The organism is Microbacterium sp. MEJ108Y, from assembly GCF_000834175.1.
Classification (GTDB): Bacteria; Actinomycetota; Actinomycetes; order Actinomycetales; family Microbacteriaceae; genus Microbacterium; species Microbacterium forte.
Window position 1 is genome coordinate 81,680 of the sequence record NZ_JXQX01000001.1, and the last position, 14,595, is coordinate 96,274.

Consider the following 14,595-nt stretch of genomic DNA (forward strand, 5'->3'; position numbering starts at 1 on the left):
GCCCGTCGCACAGCTGCGCGTCGGTGACCGCCCGCGGGGCTGCTCAGAAACCGCGCGCGACCGCGGCTGCGGCCGAGAGCCAGGATCGCTGCGTCGGTGCCGCGAGTGCCCGAAGGCGCAGGTGGCCGTCGACCATCTCGCGGTCGAAGGGAATGCCGACGACTTCGCGCGCGAGAGGCTGGTAACCCGCGATCACGTCCGTCACCTCGGCCGGTGACGCCTTCGGATCGGCCTGGCTGACGATGACCACCGATTCCCGCGCGAGCCGCGCCGAGCGCTCGTCGCGGTCCTCGAGCGCCTCAAGCAGCAGGGCCCCGGCTTCGGCATGGTCATCGCGTGTCGTCGTCGCGACGACGATCTGGTCGGCGAGGTCGATCATCCGCAGCCACATGGGATCGGATTCGTCGTTGCCCGAGTCGATGATGATCAGGCGATAGAACTTGGCCGCGATCGCGTGGATGGAGTCGACGTCGGTGGGCCGGAGCCGGTTCTCGTGCGCGAGTCGGATCGGCTTCGACCGCAGGACATCGTATTTCTCCTGAGGCTGGTGGTGCACGAAGTGCGCGAGGTCCGCAGACTGTCCCTGGGCTCCGAGCAGACGCTGCGTCTGCGGAAGCAGTTCAAGCAGTGTGCGGTCGTGAGCCCCGGTCTCGGTGCGCCAGCCGAGCGTGCCGCGGGTCTGGTTGTTGTCCCATGCCAGTACGCCGGCTCCGCCGTACTGAGCGAAGACCGCTGACAGCAGCACGGTGGCCGGTGTCTTTCCCGCCCCGCCCTTTCCGTTGACGACCGCGACGGTGCGGGGTCCCGGCCAGTGACGGCTCACAGCGTGCTCGTCGTCGCGCACGGCTCGCTCGCGGGCGTTGGGTCCGAGGGAGAATCCGACGCGATTGAGCAGCCCGCGCCCGCCCTGTCGCGCGGGCTCCTCGCGGCGCTCCTCCTGCAGGAACGAGCGTCGTCCTACACCCTGCTCACGCTGCTGACGGCGCGATGATGCCGAAGACGCCGACTCGGCCGCAGCGGCGTTCGGTGCCGGCGGGGGCGCGGTGGTCGGCGCCGGCAGCGGCGGGGTGGGCGGGACGCCGGGGGTCTGGTGCTGCGGCACGCCATTCGCCGGGGTCGGCGTCGACGTCGGCGGGATGTTCGGGGCAGGGGCAGGGGCAGGGGCAGGGGCAGGGGCAGGGGCAGGGGCAGGGATCGGCGCCGCAGGGCTCGCCGCGGAACGGGCGTCAGTACCGGGAGCGGCAGGGCTCTGCGGCCCCGCCCACGCAGCGGGAGGCGGTCCGGGAACCGAGGGGGCTGCAGGCGGTCGGGAGATCGGGTCGGAGGGGCTGACCGCTCGGGGAGTGCCGGCCGGCGGAGTCTCGGCAGATGCTGCCGCCCACGCCGCCGCCGCGGCTGCGCGCGTCCCGGGCAGGGGCGGGCTCGACGGCGCGTCGCCGGTCAGCGGTCGCTGGCGTGCATGGTCGGGATTCCCTTCCGGTGCGACCGGCCTCTGCGCGCCGTCATCCGGAGTCTCGGGAGGCAGCGCATTCCCGCGCCGCAGGGGTCCGCCTCCTCGCGGTTCCGCATCGCGCACCATGCAACATCTCCTCACCGACCGAACAGGGGCGTCATCGAGGCTACCGCGTGGCACACGATGTTCTCAGCCGTCATCGTTTTGGAGCGGGCGGATGCGCGGGCTAGTGTCGATTCTCGTGCCGGTGAATCGGCTCTCCATCTCACCTGAGGACGTCATGAACGACTTCGCGCAGTCTCCCTCTCTCACTCTGCTCCCCGCCGTCGATGTCGCCGGCGGCAAGGCAGTCCGTCTCACCCAGGGTGAAGCCGGCACCGAGACCAGTTACGGCGACCCGCTCGACGCCGCGGGGGAGTGGGTCGCGCAGGGCGCGCAGTGGATCCACCTCGTCGACCTCGATGCCGCCTTCGGTCGCGGCAGCAACGCCCCGATCCTCCGCAAGGTCATCAAGCAGTTCAAGAACGTCAACGTAGAGCTGTCCGGCGGCATCCGTGACGATGCGACGCTCGAAGCGGCTCTCGAGAGCGGCGCGACACGGATCAACCTCGGCACGGCCGCGCTCGAGAACCCGGAGTGGGCTGCCGACGTGATCGGCCGCTTCGGCGAGGCGATCGCCGTGGGACTCGACGTCCGCGGCACGACGCTGGCCGCACGCGGCTGGACGAAGGAAGGCGGCGACCTCTGGGAGGTGCTCGAGCGCCTCGAGGATGCCGGTTGCAGCCGCTACGTCGTGACCGACGTCACGAAGGACGGAACGCTCAAGGGCCCGAACCTCGAGCTGCTCCGCGAGGTCACCGCCCGCACGCCGAAGCCTGTCGTGGCCTCCGGGGGCATCTCGAGCCTCGACGACATCGCCGCGCTTCGCGAGCTGGTGCCGCTGGGTGTCGAAGGTGCGATCGTCGGCAAGGCGCTCTACGCCGTCGCCTTCACGTTGGCTGAGGCTCTGGATGTCGCAGGGGACTGACGACGCCTGCAGCCCCGGCTCACAGGGCCACGGCTCACAGGATCATGCCTCGCCGAAGCAGGGAGACTCCGCAGGTGTGCCCTGGGAGGGGCGCAGCTTCGAGTCGAATCCGCATGCGGGGGATGACGGCTCCGCGGACCCGGCGCTTCTCGACGCCCTCCTGCGATTCCGTGCAGGTGAGGGCGCTCAGAGCGAGGTCGTCGACGCGTTCCGCACGGCACGGGTGCTGATACCTCTGGTCGCCGAGAAGGGCGAAGAGGGCGTCGCCCCCAGCGGTCTCGCGGTCGACAAGACGCAGGAGCTCTCCATCGTGACGGTGGCTGCGCCGGACGGTCGCCGGGTGCAGCCGGTGTTCTCCTCGGTCGAGGCGATGCAGCGCTGGGACGCCACGGCGCGACCGATTCCGGTCGACGCAACGCGCGCCGCACTCGCGGCGTCCGCGGACGACACCGACCTCATCGTGCTCGATCCGACCTCCGACACCGAGTTCGTCATCCGTCGCCCGGCAGTGTGGGCGATCGCGCAGGGGCACGGCTGGGAGCCGAGCTTCCTGTCTCCCGAGGTGTTCGGCGCCCTCCAGGCGAGCGTCGCGCACGAACTCGCGGTGATCGATGTCGCAGTCGCCGCCGGCGACCCGGATGCGCGCCTGCGCGGGCCAGAGCTCATCGTCATCCTCGAGCTGGTCGACGGCCTCGAACGCGAAGTGCTCGACGCCGTGCTCGCCCGCCTCGCACAACGCTGGGCGGCGGACGACCGCATCGCCGTGCTCGCCGACTCGCTGACCGTCAAGCTCCGTCGTTCGGCCTGACCGGAGCAGCGCACCCCATCGCTAGGGTTGCTGCATGCCCGTCGCCGTCCTCCTGCACTTCCATCCGGATTGGCCCTTTCGAGACGGCACGGTCATGGATGCGATGGCGAGGGACGGCCGGTATCGTTCACAGTTCGAGACGGGGACGTCGAACGGCGGGCTCACTGCGCATCGGCAAGGCGATCGGTGGCGTTGGGAGAGCCGTCTGTTCGACGGGAGATACGACGCCGGCGCGCCCCACGCGAGACCCGTGTACGGCGCGCTCGACCTCGGCGACGCGCACGGAGCATCCCCACGATTCGGGTCGTCGTTCGTCCGGCTCCGCCCCGAGGCGGCTGCGCGTGCCACGTTCTGCTACCCGGACTCGGTCTTCGAGCCCGACGGCGTCGTCGACCTCCATGGCGTCGACGCTCTGGTCGAGCAGATGCGATCGGGTGACCTCGACCCGCTGGACCGCTACGTCGAGGCGCACGTTCACGGGGGAGTCGACTTCGCGGTGGATGTCGAGGAGATCGTCCTCGACCCCTGCTTTCGCGACTCCGACGCACATGCCGCCGCCGCTCGGCTCGCAGCGGTCGACTTCCATCCCGGTTTCAGGGCTGACACGGCCGCCCTCGATCCGAGGTATCGCGGAGCCGAGTACGTCGACCTGGCGAGGAGTCTGTCGGACGAACTGACGCCCGACGTGGTCGGAGCGGCAGCGCGCTCCGGCATCCATGAGCCGCAGGCGCTGAAGCGGGTCTGGCATCTGCTGGCACGTTTCGGACGCAGTCCATCGCATGCGCCCCACTGATTCGTGTGTCGTCGTGGTGCGCGCCGCCGACCGGACCATCTGGGAACCCTGCGACGGAGCCCGCGATGCTCCTGGAACCCGGACCGCAGCATTCTGACGCTCAGGTCATCTGCGTCCCACGGGATCCAGGAGCCCGCCACACGCGGTGACTAGTTGACCGGCCCGGTCCACTTCTCGCCCGGACCCTTGCCGATCGGGTCGGGGATCGTCGATGCCTCGCGGAACGCGAGCTGCAGTGAGCGCAGCCCGTCACGCAGGGAGCGTGCGTGCATGTCGCTGATCTCCGGCGCGCCGGCGGTGATGAGACCGGCCAGAGAGTTGATGAGCTTGCGAGCTTCGTCGAGATCGAGCTGCTCTGCCGCGTGCGGGTCGTCGGCGAGGCCGAGCTTGACGGCTGCCGCGCTCATGAGATGCACGGCTGCGGTGGTGATGACCTCCACCGCCGGAACGTCTGCGATGTCCCGGGTGGCGGAAGATGCCGCCTCCTCCTGCCGTGCCCAGCGCTCTTCGCGCTCGCGTGCAGCCTCGTCCGATGCCTGGTTCGTCACTTCGCCTTGCCTTCTGTTAGACTGTGTCGGGCTCCGGAGCGTCATGCTCCGGTACGAAAGAGGATTCACTTCCCACCCGCGCTTGCCGTTCCAGGCTACCGGGTCTTGCACTCCACCGGATCGCGTCGTGAGACTGATCCGGCAGGCAGGGTGCATAGCCGGCGTCTGACTGCCGGTGGGTGGGGGACGATTCTGATTTCGCCCGGGATGCTGACTGCGTCCTGGTGGCTGAATCCCATCGTCTAAGGAGTTACGCATCAGCGATCCCCGCACCAATGAGCGCATCCGCGTCCCCGAGGTCCGCCTCGTCGGCCCCGCGGGTGAGCAGATCGGCGTCGTCCGCATCGAGGCGGCGCTGCGCCTTGCGCAGGAAGCCGACCTCGACCTCGTCGAGGTCGCACCGAACTCGAAGCCGCCCGTGGTCAAGATCATGGACTACGGCAAGTTCAAGTACGAAGCCGCCCAGAAGGAGAAGGAAGCTCGCCGCAACCAGGCGAACACCATTCTCAAGGAGGTCCGCTTCCGACTGAAGATCGAGGCGCACGACTACACGACCAAGCTCAAGCGCGCCGAGGGCTTCCTGAAGGCCGGCGACAAGGTCAAGGCCATGATCCTGTTCCGCGGCCGCGAGCAGTCGCGTCCCGAGCAGGGTGTCCGTCTTCTCCGCAAGTTCGCCGAGGACGTCGCCGAGCTCGGAACCGTCGAGTCGAACCCGACCATCGACGGTCGCAACATGGTGATGATCGTGGCTCCGCTCAAGAGCAAGTCCGAGGCCAAGCAGGAGCAGAACGCGGTTCGCGACGCCCAGCGCGCAGCGAACAAGCAGGCCGCCCGCGAAGCCAAGAGCGACACCGATGCCCCGGCCGAGGCCGCAGCGGAGTAACTCCCGCCCCCCAGACTCCCGCACCGCGGGTTGACACCGTCGCCTGAGAAGGCGCCATACGAAGGAAGAGAAGATGCCGAAGCAGAAGACCCACTCGGGTGCTAAGAAGCGCTTCAAGATCACCGGCAGCGGCAAGCTGAAGAAGCAGCAGGCCGGTATGCGCCACAACCTCGAGCACAAGTCGAGCCGGCGCACCCGTCGTCTGAACCAGGACCAGGTGCTCTCGAAGGCTGACACCAAGACGGCCAAGAAGCTTCTCGGCCGCTGACGCGCCCGACGCACGAATAGGAACACAGGAAAATGGCAAGAGTCAAGCGGGCGGTAAACGCCCACAAGAAGCGTCGGGTCATCCTCGAGCGCGCAAAGGGTTACCGCGGTCAGCGTTCGCGCCTGTACCGCAAGGCCAAAGAGCAGGTCATCCACTCGCTGGTCTACTCGTACCGTGACCGTCGCAAGCGCAAGGGCGACTTCCGTCGTCTCTGGATCCAGCGCATCAACGCTGCTGCACGCCAGAACGGCATCACGTACAACCGCTTCATCCAGGGCCTCGGTCTTGCGGGTGTCACTGTCGACCGTCGTATGCTCGCCGACCTCGCGGTCAACGACGCAGCGACCTTCACGACGCTGGTCGAGACGGCGAAGAAGGCTCTGCCCTCTGACGTCAACGCTCCGAAGTCCGCTGCGTAAGCAGCTCTTCACCACAGAGGACGCTCTCCTTCGGGAGGGCGTCCTCTGTCGTTCCCCCGGCGTTTGCGCAGGAACAGCTCTGCCGTTCTCTAGACTGAGAACGTGCTGGAGAACCCCCGTTCGCCCCGAGTCCGTGCCGTCGCCAAGCTGACCAAGCGCAGCGCGCGAGCAGAGACAGGTCTGTACCTCCTCGAAGGACCTCAGGCGGTTCGAGAGGCGCTGACCTACAGCCCCGAGGCGATCGTCGAGTTGTTCGCGACACCGACCGGCTGGGAGAAGCATCCGGACATCCGCGCGAAGGCATCGGATGCCGGCATCGACGTCGAGCACGTCACCGAGTACGTGCTGAACGCGATGGCGGACACGGTCACGCCGCAAGGACTGGTCGCGGTCGTCCGGCAGGCACCGACCTCCGTCCGCGACATCTTCGCGGACTCCCCGCGTCTCGTCGCGATCTGCGAGGAGATCAGGGACCCGGGAAACCTCGGCACGATCATCAGGGCCGCCGACGCGGCGGGGGCGGATGCCGTCGTGCTCACCGGTCGCACGGTCGACCCGTACAACCCGAAGGTCGTCCGTGCCACGACGGGGTCACTGTTCCACCTGCCCGTGGCGGTGGGAGCCGAGCTCGCCGATGTGGTCGAGAAGGCGCACGCCGCCGGTCTTCAGATCCTCGCGGCGGATGTGAAGGGCGACGATCTGCTTCGGGCACGCGCGGACGGAGTCCTCGCCGAGCCGACGGCCTGGCTGTTCGGCAACGAGGCGCGGGGTCTCGAGGACGACGCGCTCGACCAGGCCGATCAGGTGCTGAAGCTGCCGATCTTCGGTCGGGCCGAGTCGTTGAATCTGGCCACGGCCGCGAGCGTCTGCCTCTATGAGAGCGCTTTCGCGCAGCGGGCGGCATCCTCCTCCTGATCGCGGGCGGCGAGGCGCTCTCTCGCTCTGCTGGTAGGTTTGTCCCTGCTCGAGCGGAGAAGGGGACCCAGGGTCGATGCAGATTCTGATCGTGGAGGACGACGAGCGCGTCGCCGCCGCACTCGAGGCATTCCTCGCCCGCTCGGGTTATGCGTCCGTACGAGCGGCAGACGGTGCGTCCGCCCTGCAGCTGCTGGGTGCCGACACCGAGGTCGTGCTCCTCGATCTCGGTCTGCCCGACGTCGACGGCATCGATCTCTGCCGCCGGATCCGCGGTCGCTCCGAGGTTCCGATCGTCATCGTGACAGCGCGCAACCAGGTCACCGAGCGCATCAGAGGGTTGCGGGCCGGAGCCGACGACTTCGTCGTCAAGCCCTACGACGTGCACGAGCTCCTGGCTCGCATCGAGGCCGTCACCCGACGTTCGCGACCGGTGCGGCCGGAGTCCGAAGCGCGTGTGCTCCTGCAGGATGGCGAGGTGGAGATCGACCTCGTCGCTCGTCAGGTGCTCATCGACCGGGCACCGATCGAGCTCACTCGCAAGGAGTTCGACATCGTGTCGGTGCTCGCCCGGTACCCCGGTGTGGCCGTGCCGAAGGAGAGACTCATCCGCGAGGTCTGGAACACCGATTGGCGCGGGTTCGGCCACTCTCTCGAGGTGCATGTCGGCGCCATCCGCAAGAAGACGGGCCAGCGTCGTCTGATCGAGACCGTGCGCGGTGTCGGCTACCGGCTGGCCGGGTAGCCGTCGATGCGCAGACGTCTGGTCGTCGTGTTCCTCGTGCCGCTCGTCGCGATCCTCCTGTCGCTCGGCGGCGCGACGGCCTGGAGCGCGACCCGCAGCATCCAGCAGGCGTTCTACACCGAGCAGCTCGGCGACCTGGGGTACTTCGTGACGAGTGCACGACAGGCGCTGCGGTCGGGGAGCGCGACCGTGATCGACGCCGAGGTCGAGCGATTCCACGAGGTGTACGGGATCGACGTCGTCGTGTTCGATCTCGCCGGCGGCGTGTGGGCTTCGGGAGTGGACGCGGCCGAGGTGCTGCCCGACGACGATGCCGCACGCGTCGGCCTCGCGCTCTCGGGGCGGCGGGCCGAAGCTCCTGAGCCGGTGTTCCCCTGGATCGCGGCCGAGTCCTCGCTCGTCGAGCCGGTGTTCGATGACGGGGACGTCATCGGCGCCGTCATGCTCTCCGCCGACGTCGAAGCGCCGAGGACGGAGATCCTGCGGCAGATCCTCGTGCTGTCGGCGGTGTCGGCGGTGTCGATCGGACTGGGCGTCTTGCTCGTGTTCCAGCTCGCCAGGTGGGTGCTCTCTCCGGTGCGTCGTCTCGACGAGGCGATGATCGCGATCGAGCGGGGGGAGATGGACGCCAGAGTCGCGGAGGACACCGGACCACCCGAGCTGCGCCGGATGACCCGCGTCTTCAACGGCATGGCGGATGAGATCGAGCGCGTCATGACGCGCCAGCAGGAGTTCGCGCTGAACGCCTCGCACGAGCTCCGCAACCCCCTCAATGCGCTGCTTCTGCGCGTCGAGCACCTCTCGACTGGCCTCGATGACGACTGGAAGGACGACGTCGAGGAGACGAGGGAGGAGGGACGCCGCATGGCTCGCATCCTCGAGACGCTCCTCGGGCTCGCGCGGGGCGGACGCTCAGACACCACGATCTCGGCCGTCGATCTGACGACGCTCGCGGCCAGGCGCGCCGAGGCCTGGAGCGAGGTGGCCTCTCACCGGGGGATCCGCACACTCTCGTCGGGGGACGCCCCGGTGATGAGCGTCACCGATCGCACGATCGTCGAGAGCGCGCTCGACGCGATCGTCGACAACGCGGTGAAGTTCTCTCCATCCGACACCGTCGTCGAGATCGGATCGCACCGCAGCGAGGGAATCTGCGTGCTCACCGTCCGCGATCACGGCCCTGGTCTGACTCGCGAGCAGGCCGAGAACGCCGCCGACCGGTTCTGGCGGAGCGACGACAGCGGCGGGGTGCCCGGTTCAGGGCTCGGCCTCGCGATCGCCACCGACCTCCTGGCGACGATCGGTGGCGAGCTGAGGGTCGACACGCCGGAGGACGGCGGACTGCTTGTCTCGCTGCTGCTGCCGGACGGAGCTGCGGAATGAGCCGGCGCGGCAACCGCCACGCCCGCTGGCGCAGGATCGCGGCTGCGGTGGCCGTGCTGGTGATCGCAGGCGCGAGCAGTGCCTGCAGCACCCGGTCGGACGAATGGGGTGACTCTCAGTACGCGATCGCCGGAGGGGGATCGAACGGGGTGTACTACGCCTACGGTGCGGAGGTCGCTCGCGCGCTGTCCGGCTCGCTGGGCGTCCGCGTGGAGGTGGCAGAGACCGCCGGGTCGGTCGACAACCTTCTTCGGGTGAGTTCGGGGGAGGCTCTCCTCGGCTTCGCACAAGGGGATGCCGCGGCGGACGCGGTCGCGGGTGCCGGGGCATTCGACGAGGCGCTGCCGGTGCGGGCCGTCGCCCGCCTGTACGACGAGTACCTCCACGTGGTCGTGCGCGCCGACTCGGACATCGTCGACCTCGGAGACCTGGCGGGAAAGACCGTGTCGCTCGGCGCGGAGAACTCGGGCGTCAACGTCATCGCCGCACGAGCCCTGGATGCCGCAGAGGTCGACATCGCGTCGATCGCGGATCCGCAGCTCGACCTCAGCGCGTCGATCAGCGCACTCGAGGGGTCGGGCATCGACGGATTCTTCTGGGTGGGTGGCATCCCGACCCCCGGCATCGCCGAACTGGCGAAGACCACCCCCGTGCGGCTGGTGCCGGTGCAGCAGACCTGGGTCACCGCGATCAACACGCGCTACTCCGACGCATACCGTCCGTCGGACTTCCCCGTGGGCCTCTACGGGCTCGACGAGTCGGTGCCGACGATGGCGGTCCCGAACTATCTGGTCACCTCGTCCGACACCCCCGACGGCATCGTGCGAGACGTTCTGACGAGCCTCTTCGACGGCCGCACGGATATCGCGCAGCGGGTGCCGGTCGCCTCTCTGCTCGACCGGAGACAGGCGATCTTCACAGGGCCGGTCGACCTCCACCCCGGTGCGATCGAGTACTACCGAGACCAGCGGGACTGAGGCCTCAAGAAATCCTCAAGAAGTCTCATGCCGGCATGCTGCTCTGCCAATGTGGTGGTCGATCGCGCTCGATTCGACGGAGAATTCAGATGCCACAGAGCCCACGCCCTTCACTCGGGCGCGCTCTCGGTCGTTTCCGGGGATCGTCGTGCGAGCGGATCCGGTCGGAGGCTTGCTGCAACGTTTTACTCGGGGGAGGAACCGCGCAGCAGGGACGCCCCCACGGTTCGCGGGGGCGGACCGTGGGGCACTCCGGCATCCGGACGGGATTCGCCTCTTCGCGTGGTTACGAACGTGTAAATGTCGACGGATCAATGTGGAGCCACGTGATCGACCTGGCTAGTTTGGAGAAATGATGACCTCTGGTAAGCCTCTCGTCGTGGTCGACAACGTCCAGAAGCACTATGGCGACTTCCAGGCGCTCACGGATATCGACCTCACCGTGAACGCCGGCGAGGTGGTCGTGGTGATCGGCCCCTCCGGCTCGGGCAAATCGACCCTGTGTCGCACCATCAATCGACTCGAGACGATCACGAGCGGCACGATCAGCATCGACGGCAAGGCGCTGCCGGCGGAGGGCAAGGGACTCGCGAACCTGCGAGCCGACGTCGGCATGGTGTTCCAGTCGTTCAACCTCTTCGCGCACCTCACGATCCTCGAGAACGTCACGCTGGGCCCGATCAAGGTCCGCGGCATGAAGAAGGCCGATGCCGACAAGGAGGCGATGATGCTGCTCGAGCGCGTCGGCGTCGCCCAGCAGGCGTCGAAGCTCCCCGCTCAGCTCTCGGGCGGACAGCAGCAGCGCGTCGCGATCGCCCGTGCCCTCGCCATGCAGCCCAAGGTCATGCTCTTCGACGAGCCGACCAGTGCGCTCGATCCCGAGATGATCAACGAGGTCCTCGACGTCATGGTCGAACTCGCCCGTGACGGCATGACCATGATCGTCGTCACCCACGAGATGGGCTTCGCGCGCAAGGCTGCCAACCGCGTCGTGTTCATGGCGGACGGGAAGATCGTCGAAGAGGCGACACCCGAGGAGTTCTTCACCAACCCGAAGAGCGACCGCGCCAAGGACTTCCTCTCCAAGCTCCTCACGCACTGACGAGCTTCACAGACCTTTGCACACACAGCACACGAAGGAGACGCACATGCGACGCACACGCACACTGGCAGGAATCGGGATCGCGACGGTGGCACTGTTCGCGCTGACCGCCTGCAACAGCGGCAGCCCGTCCGACCCCGGCGCCGGAACCGGCGGCGACGAGGGCGAGGACTCCACCTGGTTCGAGGTCGCCGAGGACGTGCAGCTCGAGGGCAGCCCGACGTTCGACGCCATCCAGGAGCGCGACAAGGTCGTCGTCGGCGTCAAGGAGGACCAGCCAGGACTCGGCTACCTCGACGTGACGACGGGGGAGCGCACCGGCTTCGACGTCGACATCGCTCGGTGGATCGCCGCATCGCTCGGCTACGACGAGGACAAGATCGAGTTCAAGCCGATCGCCTCGGCGAACCGCGAGCAGGCGATCACGAACGGTGACATCGACTACTACGTCGGCACCTACTCGATCAACGACAAGCGCAAGGAGCTCATCGACTTCGCCGGCCCGTACTTCATCACCGGCCAGGGACTCCTGGTCGCCGCTGATGCTGACGACGCCGAGGCGCTCGAGGACTTCAACGGCAAGACCGTCTGCTCTGCGACCGGCTCGACGCCGATCCAGAACATCAAGGCGAACTTCCCCGAGATCAAGACGCAGGAGTACGACCTGTACTCCGCCTGCGTGCAGGATCTCATCGACGGCAAGGTCGACGCTGTGACCACTGACCAGGCGATCCTGATCGGCTACGCAGCGCAGTACCCGGACGACGTGAAGGTCACCGGCGGCCTCTTCACCGAGGAGCGCTACGGTGTCGGCCTCACGAAGGGCGATGACGCGCTGCGCACGCACATCAACGAGCTCTTCACCGACAACGGCGACATCTGGCAGGCGATCTTCGACGCGAACCTCGGTTCCAGCGGCATCGAGGTCGAGCAGCCCGAGGTCGACGCGTACTGATCGACATGGGCGGCCTCCTCAGGGAGGCCGCCCACTCATTCTGAAGAAGGGAGGGTGGCGTGGACGTCATCTTCGGCAACCTCGACCTGTGGGGACAGGCGATCAGCAACACGCTGATCGTGTTCTTCGCCGGCGGGATCATCGCGCTGATCCTCGGCCTCATCGTCGGGGCGATGCGCGTGTCTCCGGTGCCCATCGCGCGAGGCGTCGGCACCGTGTACGTGAACACCGTGCGCAACACCCCACTCACCCTCGTCTTCTTCTTCTTCATCTTCGGGTACCCGCAGCTCGGGCTTCCCGATCTGTCGAACCTCGTGCTCGGCATCCTCGCCATCGGCATCTACACGGCGACCTATGTCGCCGAGGTGCTGCGGGCCGGAATCAACACGGTCCCGGTCGGCCAGGCTGAGGCGGCGCGCGCGATCGGGCTTCCCTTCGGCCAGGTGATGGGCCTCGTGATCCTCCCGCAGGCGTTCCGCTCGGTGGTGCCTCCGATGATGAGCGTCTTCATCGCCCTGCTCAAGAACACGACCGTGGCGGCCGGATTCTCGGTCGCCGAACTCGCGGCACTGCGTTCGACCATCAACGACTCGGCCGATCGCCCCGGCAACCCGATGGAGGTCCTCCTCTGGGTCGCGGTGGTGTTCGTCGCCCTGGTGCTGCTGTTGAGCTGGCTGCAGCGATATCTCGAGAACCGATGGAGGATCGCGCGATGAGCTCTGTACTGTACGACGTCCCGGGGCCCCGGGCGATCGCCCGCAACCGCGTCATCGCGGTCGCCACCGTCATCCTCGTCCTCGCCGCTCTCGGCTTCATCGTCCTGCGGATGGTGGAGACGGGCCAGTTCTCGGCGGAGAAGTGGTTCGTCTTCACGTTCTCCAACGTGTGGATGGGCATCTTCAAGGCGCTCGGCAACACCCTCGCCGCGTTCGCGCTCGCCGCGGTGCTCAGCATCGTGCTGGGATTCGTGCTCGCGATCGGTCGGCTCTCCGACCACGCCTGGGTGCGGATCCCGGTGACCGCGATCACCGAGCTCTTCCGCGCGGTCCCGGTGCTGGTCTTCATGATGCTGCTGTACTACGGACTGCCCGTGGTCGGCGTCAAGATGGACCCGTACTGGGCGGTCGTCATCGCGCTGATGGCGTACAACGGCTCCGTGCTCGCAGAGGTGCTGCGGGCCGGTATCGAGTCCCTGCCCCGCGGGCAGAAAGAGGCCGGCTACGCGATCGGACTCCGCAAGAGCGGCGTCATGCGTCTCATCCTGCTGCCGCAGGCGATCCGGGCGATGCTCCCGGTGATCGTCGCCCAGCTGGTCGTGACCATGAAGGACACCGCTCTCGGGTTCATCATCACCTACCCGGAGCTGCTGTACTACGCGAAGCAGCTGACGTCGCAGCAGGGTCGTCCGATCCTGCAGTCGGCGTTCGTCATCGGCGGCATCTACATCGTCATGTGCCTCATTCTCTCCGGCATCGCGAAGTGGGTGGAGATCAGCACCCGTCGTTCGCCGAAGGTCAAGGCGATCCAGGCAGCCGGGGACCCGCGCCAGCACGGCGACGGCACCAACACCGAGCTCATCACCCTGCAGCGCGGGGGCGGGGTCGCGGGCGGGGACGGCCCCGGCCCGGTCTGAGCGTCCGTCGTGATGCGCGTCGAGCCGGTCTCCGCCTATCCGCCTGCGACGAGCCGCACGCTCGCGGAGTGGATGGATGCTGACCTGGCCGCGCTGCATGGCGCGGACTCCCGGTCTCGGCTGCGTGAGGTCGCCGATGCCCGCGCGATGCGCCGTGGGATGTGGGCCTCGTTCCTCGCGCTCGGCTCGTCGTCCGTCGTCGTCGGGCTCGTCCTGCTGGCGGTCGGTATGCCGCCGTCGGCATACGTGCCGTCGATGATCGTCGGTGGCATCGTCGCCGTCGTCTCCGGCGTGTTCCTCGCACGGGTGAGAGGCTGGATCCCGAAACCCGGCACGTCGCACACGACCCGGGGTGCCGGCTCGCTCGGAGGCGGCCTCATCGCCGCAGCCAGCATCTTCGGGGCGCTCAACGTCTTCCTGATCCCCGGAATCGTCTCCTCGGTCGACCCGGTGCCGCTCCTCGTCCTCGACGCAGGATTCGCACTCCTGCTCGTCTCGGTGTTCGTGATCCCGGCCGCGGTCATCGGCAGGGGGCGTCAGACGCTGCGTCGCGAAGCGGCGCGGGACCAGCGACTCGTGGCCGCGCTCGAGCGCGATCGGGTCACGTGGGTGCCCCTGGTCGCAGTGCCGATGTTCGGCCCGCTCTGAGCCCGGCCCCGGGAAGGAGCAGCCCGCCGTCCCGGTAG

General features: G+C 68.0%; 17 protein-coding genes. 15 read left to right on the forward strand and 2 right to left on the reverse strand.

Going from position 1 to position 14,595, the window contains the following annotated elements; genetic code table 11:
- Positions 1–43: 43 nt before the first annotated feature.
- On the reverse strand, positions 44–1,102 hold the full coding sequence (locus RU09_RS00425) for a MinD/ParA family ATP-binding protein (RefSeq protein WP_052492799.1): 1,059 nt from the start codon (positions 1,100–1,102) through the stop codon (positions 44–46).
- 631 nt (positions 1,103–1,733) lie between these two features.
- Between RU09_RS00425 and priA the strand changes: the two genes are divergently transcribed.
- Genes priA through RU09_RS00440 form a run of 3 tightly spaced genes read left to right on the forward strand, consistent with a single transcriptional unit; the run spans position 1,734 to position 4,081 of the window.
- Entirely contained in the window at positions 1,734–2,480 is a 747-nt protein-coding gene (gene priA, locus RU09_RS00430) for a bifunctional 1-(5-phosphoribosyl)-5-((5-phosphoribosylamino)methylideneamino)imidazole-4-carboxamide isomerase/phosphoribosylanthranilate isomerase PriA (protein WP_042536604.1), read from the forward strand.
- Complete coding sequence (locus RU09_RS00435) at positions 2,464–3,288, forward strand: SseB family protein (RefSeq protein ID WP_042536539.1); 825 nt, start codon at positions 2,464–2,466, stop codon at positions 3,286–3,288. Before priA ends, RU09_RS00435 begins: the two co-directional genes overlap by 17 nt.
- A gap of 34 nt (positions 3,289–3,322) precedes the next feature.
- Positions 3,323–4,081, forward strand: coding sequence for a DUF3626 domain-containing protein (locus RU09_RS00440; protein WP_042536540.1), 759 nt, complete (start codon positions 3,323–3,325; stop codon positions 4,079–4,081).
- Between the two features lie 149 nt (positions 4,082–4,230).
- Here RU09_RS00440 and RU09_RS00445 read toward each other — a convergent pair whose 3' ends face one another.
- Positions 4,231–4,629: a DUF1844 domain-containing protein gene (locus RU09_RS00445; protein ID WP_042536542.1), complete on the reverse strand. Its 399-nt coding sequence runs from the start codon at positions 4,627–4,629 to the stop codon at positions 4,231–4,233.
- A gap of 232 nt (positions 4,630–4,861) precedes the next feature.
- Here RU09_RS00445 and infC point away from each other — a divergent pair, with 232 nt between their 5' ends.
- The 12 genes from infC to RU09_RS00505 all read left to right on the forward strand — a co-directional run bounded on the left by infC (position 4,862) and on the right by RU09_RS00505 (position 14,557).
- On the forward strand, positions 4,862–5,512 hold the full coding sequence (gene infC / locus RU09_RS00450) for a translation initiation factor IF-3 (RefSeq protein WP_079113185.1): 651 nt from the start codon (positions 4,862–4,864) through the stop codon (positions 5,510–5,512).
- Between the two features lie 73 nt (positions 5,513–5,585).
- Positions 5,586–5,780 carry a 50S ribosomal protein L35 gene (rpmI, locus tag RU09_RS00455; RefSeq protein ID WP_036278714.1) on the forward strand — a complete coding sequence of 65 codons (195 nt, stop codon included), beginning with the start codon at positions 5,586–5,588 and terminating at the stop codon, positions 5,778–5,780.
- 32 nt (positions 5,781–5,812) lie between these two features.
- Positions 5,813–6,199, forward strand: coding sequence for a 50S ribosomal protein L20 (gene rplT, locus RU09_RS00460; protein WP_029262486.1), 387 nt, complete (start codon positions 5,813–5,815; stop codon positions 6,197–6,199).
- Positions 6,200–6,301: 102 nt separating this feature from the next.
- A complete protein-coding gene (locus RU09_RS00465; RefSeq protein WP_042536547.1) occupies positions 6,302–7,114 on the forward strand; it encodes a TrmH family RNA methyltransferase in 813 nt (270 codons plus the stop codon).
- A 76-nt stretch (positions 7,115–7,190) separates the two neighbouring features.
- A complete protein-coding gene (locus RU09_RS00470; RefSeq protein WP_042536548.1) occupies positions 7,191–7,859 on the forward strand; it encodes a response regulator transcription factor in 669 nt (222 codons plus the stop codon).
- Between the two features lie 6 nt (positions 7,860–7,865).
- On the forward strand, positions 7,866–9,242 hold the full coding sequence (locus RU09_RS00475) for a sensor histidine kinase (RefSeq protein ID WP_042536549.1): 1,377 nt from the start codon (positions 7,866–7,868) through the stop codon (positions 9,240–9,242).
- Positions 9,239–10,219 carry a TAXI family TRAP transporter solute-binding subunit gene (locus RU09_RS00480; RefSeq protein ID WP_042536551.1) on the forward strand — a complete coding sequence of 327 codons (981 nt, stop codon included), beginning with the start codon at positions 9,239–9,241 and terminating at the stop codon, positions 10,217–10,219. The genes RU09_RS00475 and RU09_RS00480 overlap by 4 nt, the downstream gene beginning before the upstream one ends.
- 352 nt (positions 10,220–10,571) lie before the next feature.
- Positions 10,572–11,321 (forward strand): amino acid ABC transporter ATP-binding protein, encoded by a 750-nt coding sequence (locus RU09_RS00485; protein ID WP_376708823.1) that lies wholly within the window; start codon positions 10,572–10,574, stop codon positions 11,319–11,321.
- A 46-nt stretch (positions 11,322–11,367) separates the two neighbouring features.
- Positions 11,368–12,276 (forward strand): glutamate ABC transporter substrate-binding protein, encoded by a 909-nt coding sequence (locus RU09_RS00490; protein WP_042536552.1) that lies wholly within the window; start codon positions 11,368–11,370, stop codon positions 12,274–12,276.
- Between the two features lie 59 nt (positions 12,277–12,335).
- On the forward strand, positions 12,336–12,992 hold the full coding sequence (locus tag RU09_RS00495) for an amino acid ABC transporter permease (protein WP_042536554.1): 657 nt from the start codon (positions 12,336–12,338) through the stop codon (positions 12,990–12,992).
- On the forward strand, positions 12,989–13,909 hold the full coding sequence (locus RU09_RS00500; RefSeq protein WP_042536606.1) for an amino acid ABC transporter permease: 921 nt from the start codon (positions 12,989–12,991) through the stop codon (positions 13,907–13,909). The genes RU09_RS00495 and RU09_RS00500 overlap by 4 nt, the downstream gene beginning before the upstream one ends.
- 9 nt (positions 13,910–13,918) lie before the next feature.
- Positions 13,919–14,557, forward strand: coding sequence for a hypothetical protein (locus RU09_RS00505; protein ID WP_153302225.1), 639 nt, complete (start codon positions 13,919–13,921; stop codon positions 14,555–14,557).
- The last annotated feature ends 38 nt before the right edge of the window (positions 14,558–14,595 follow it).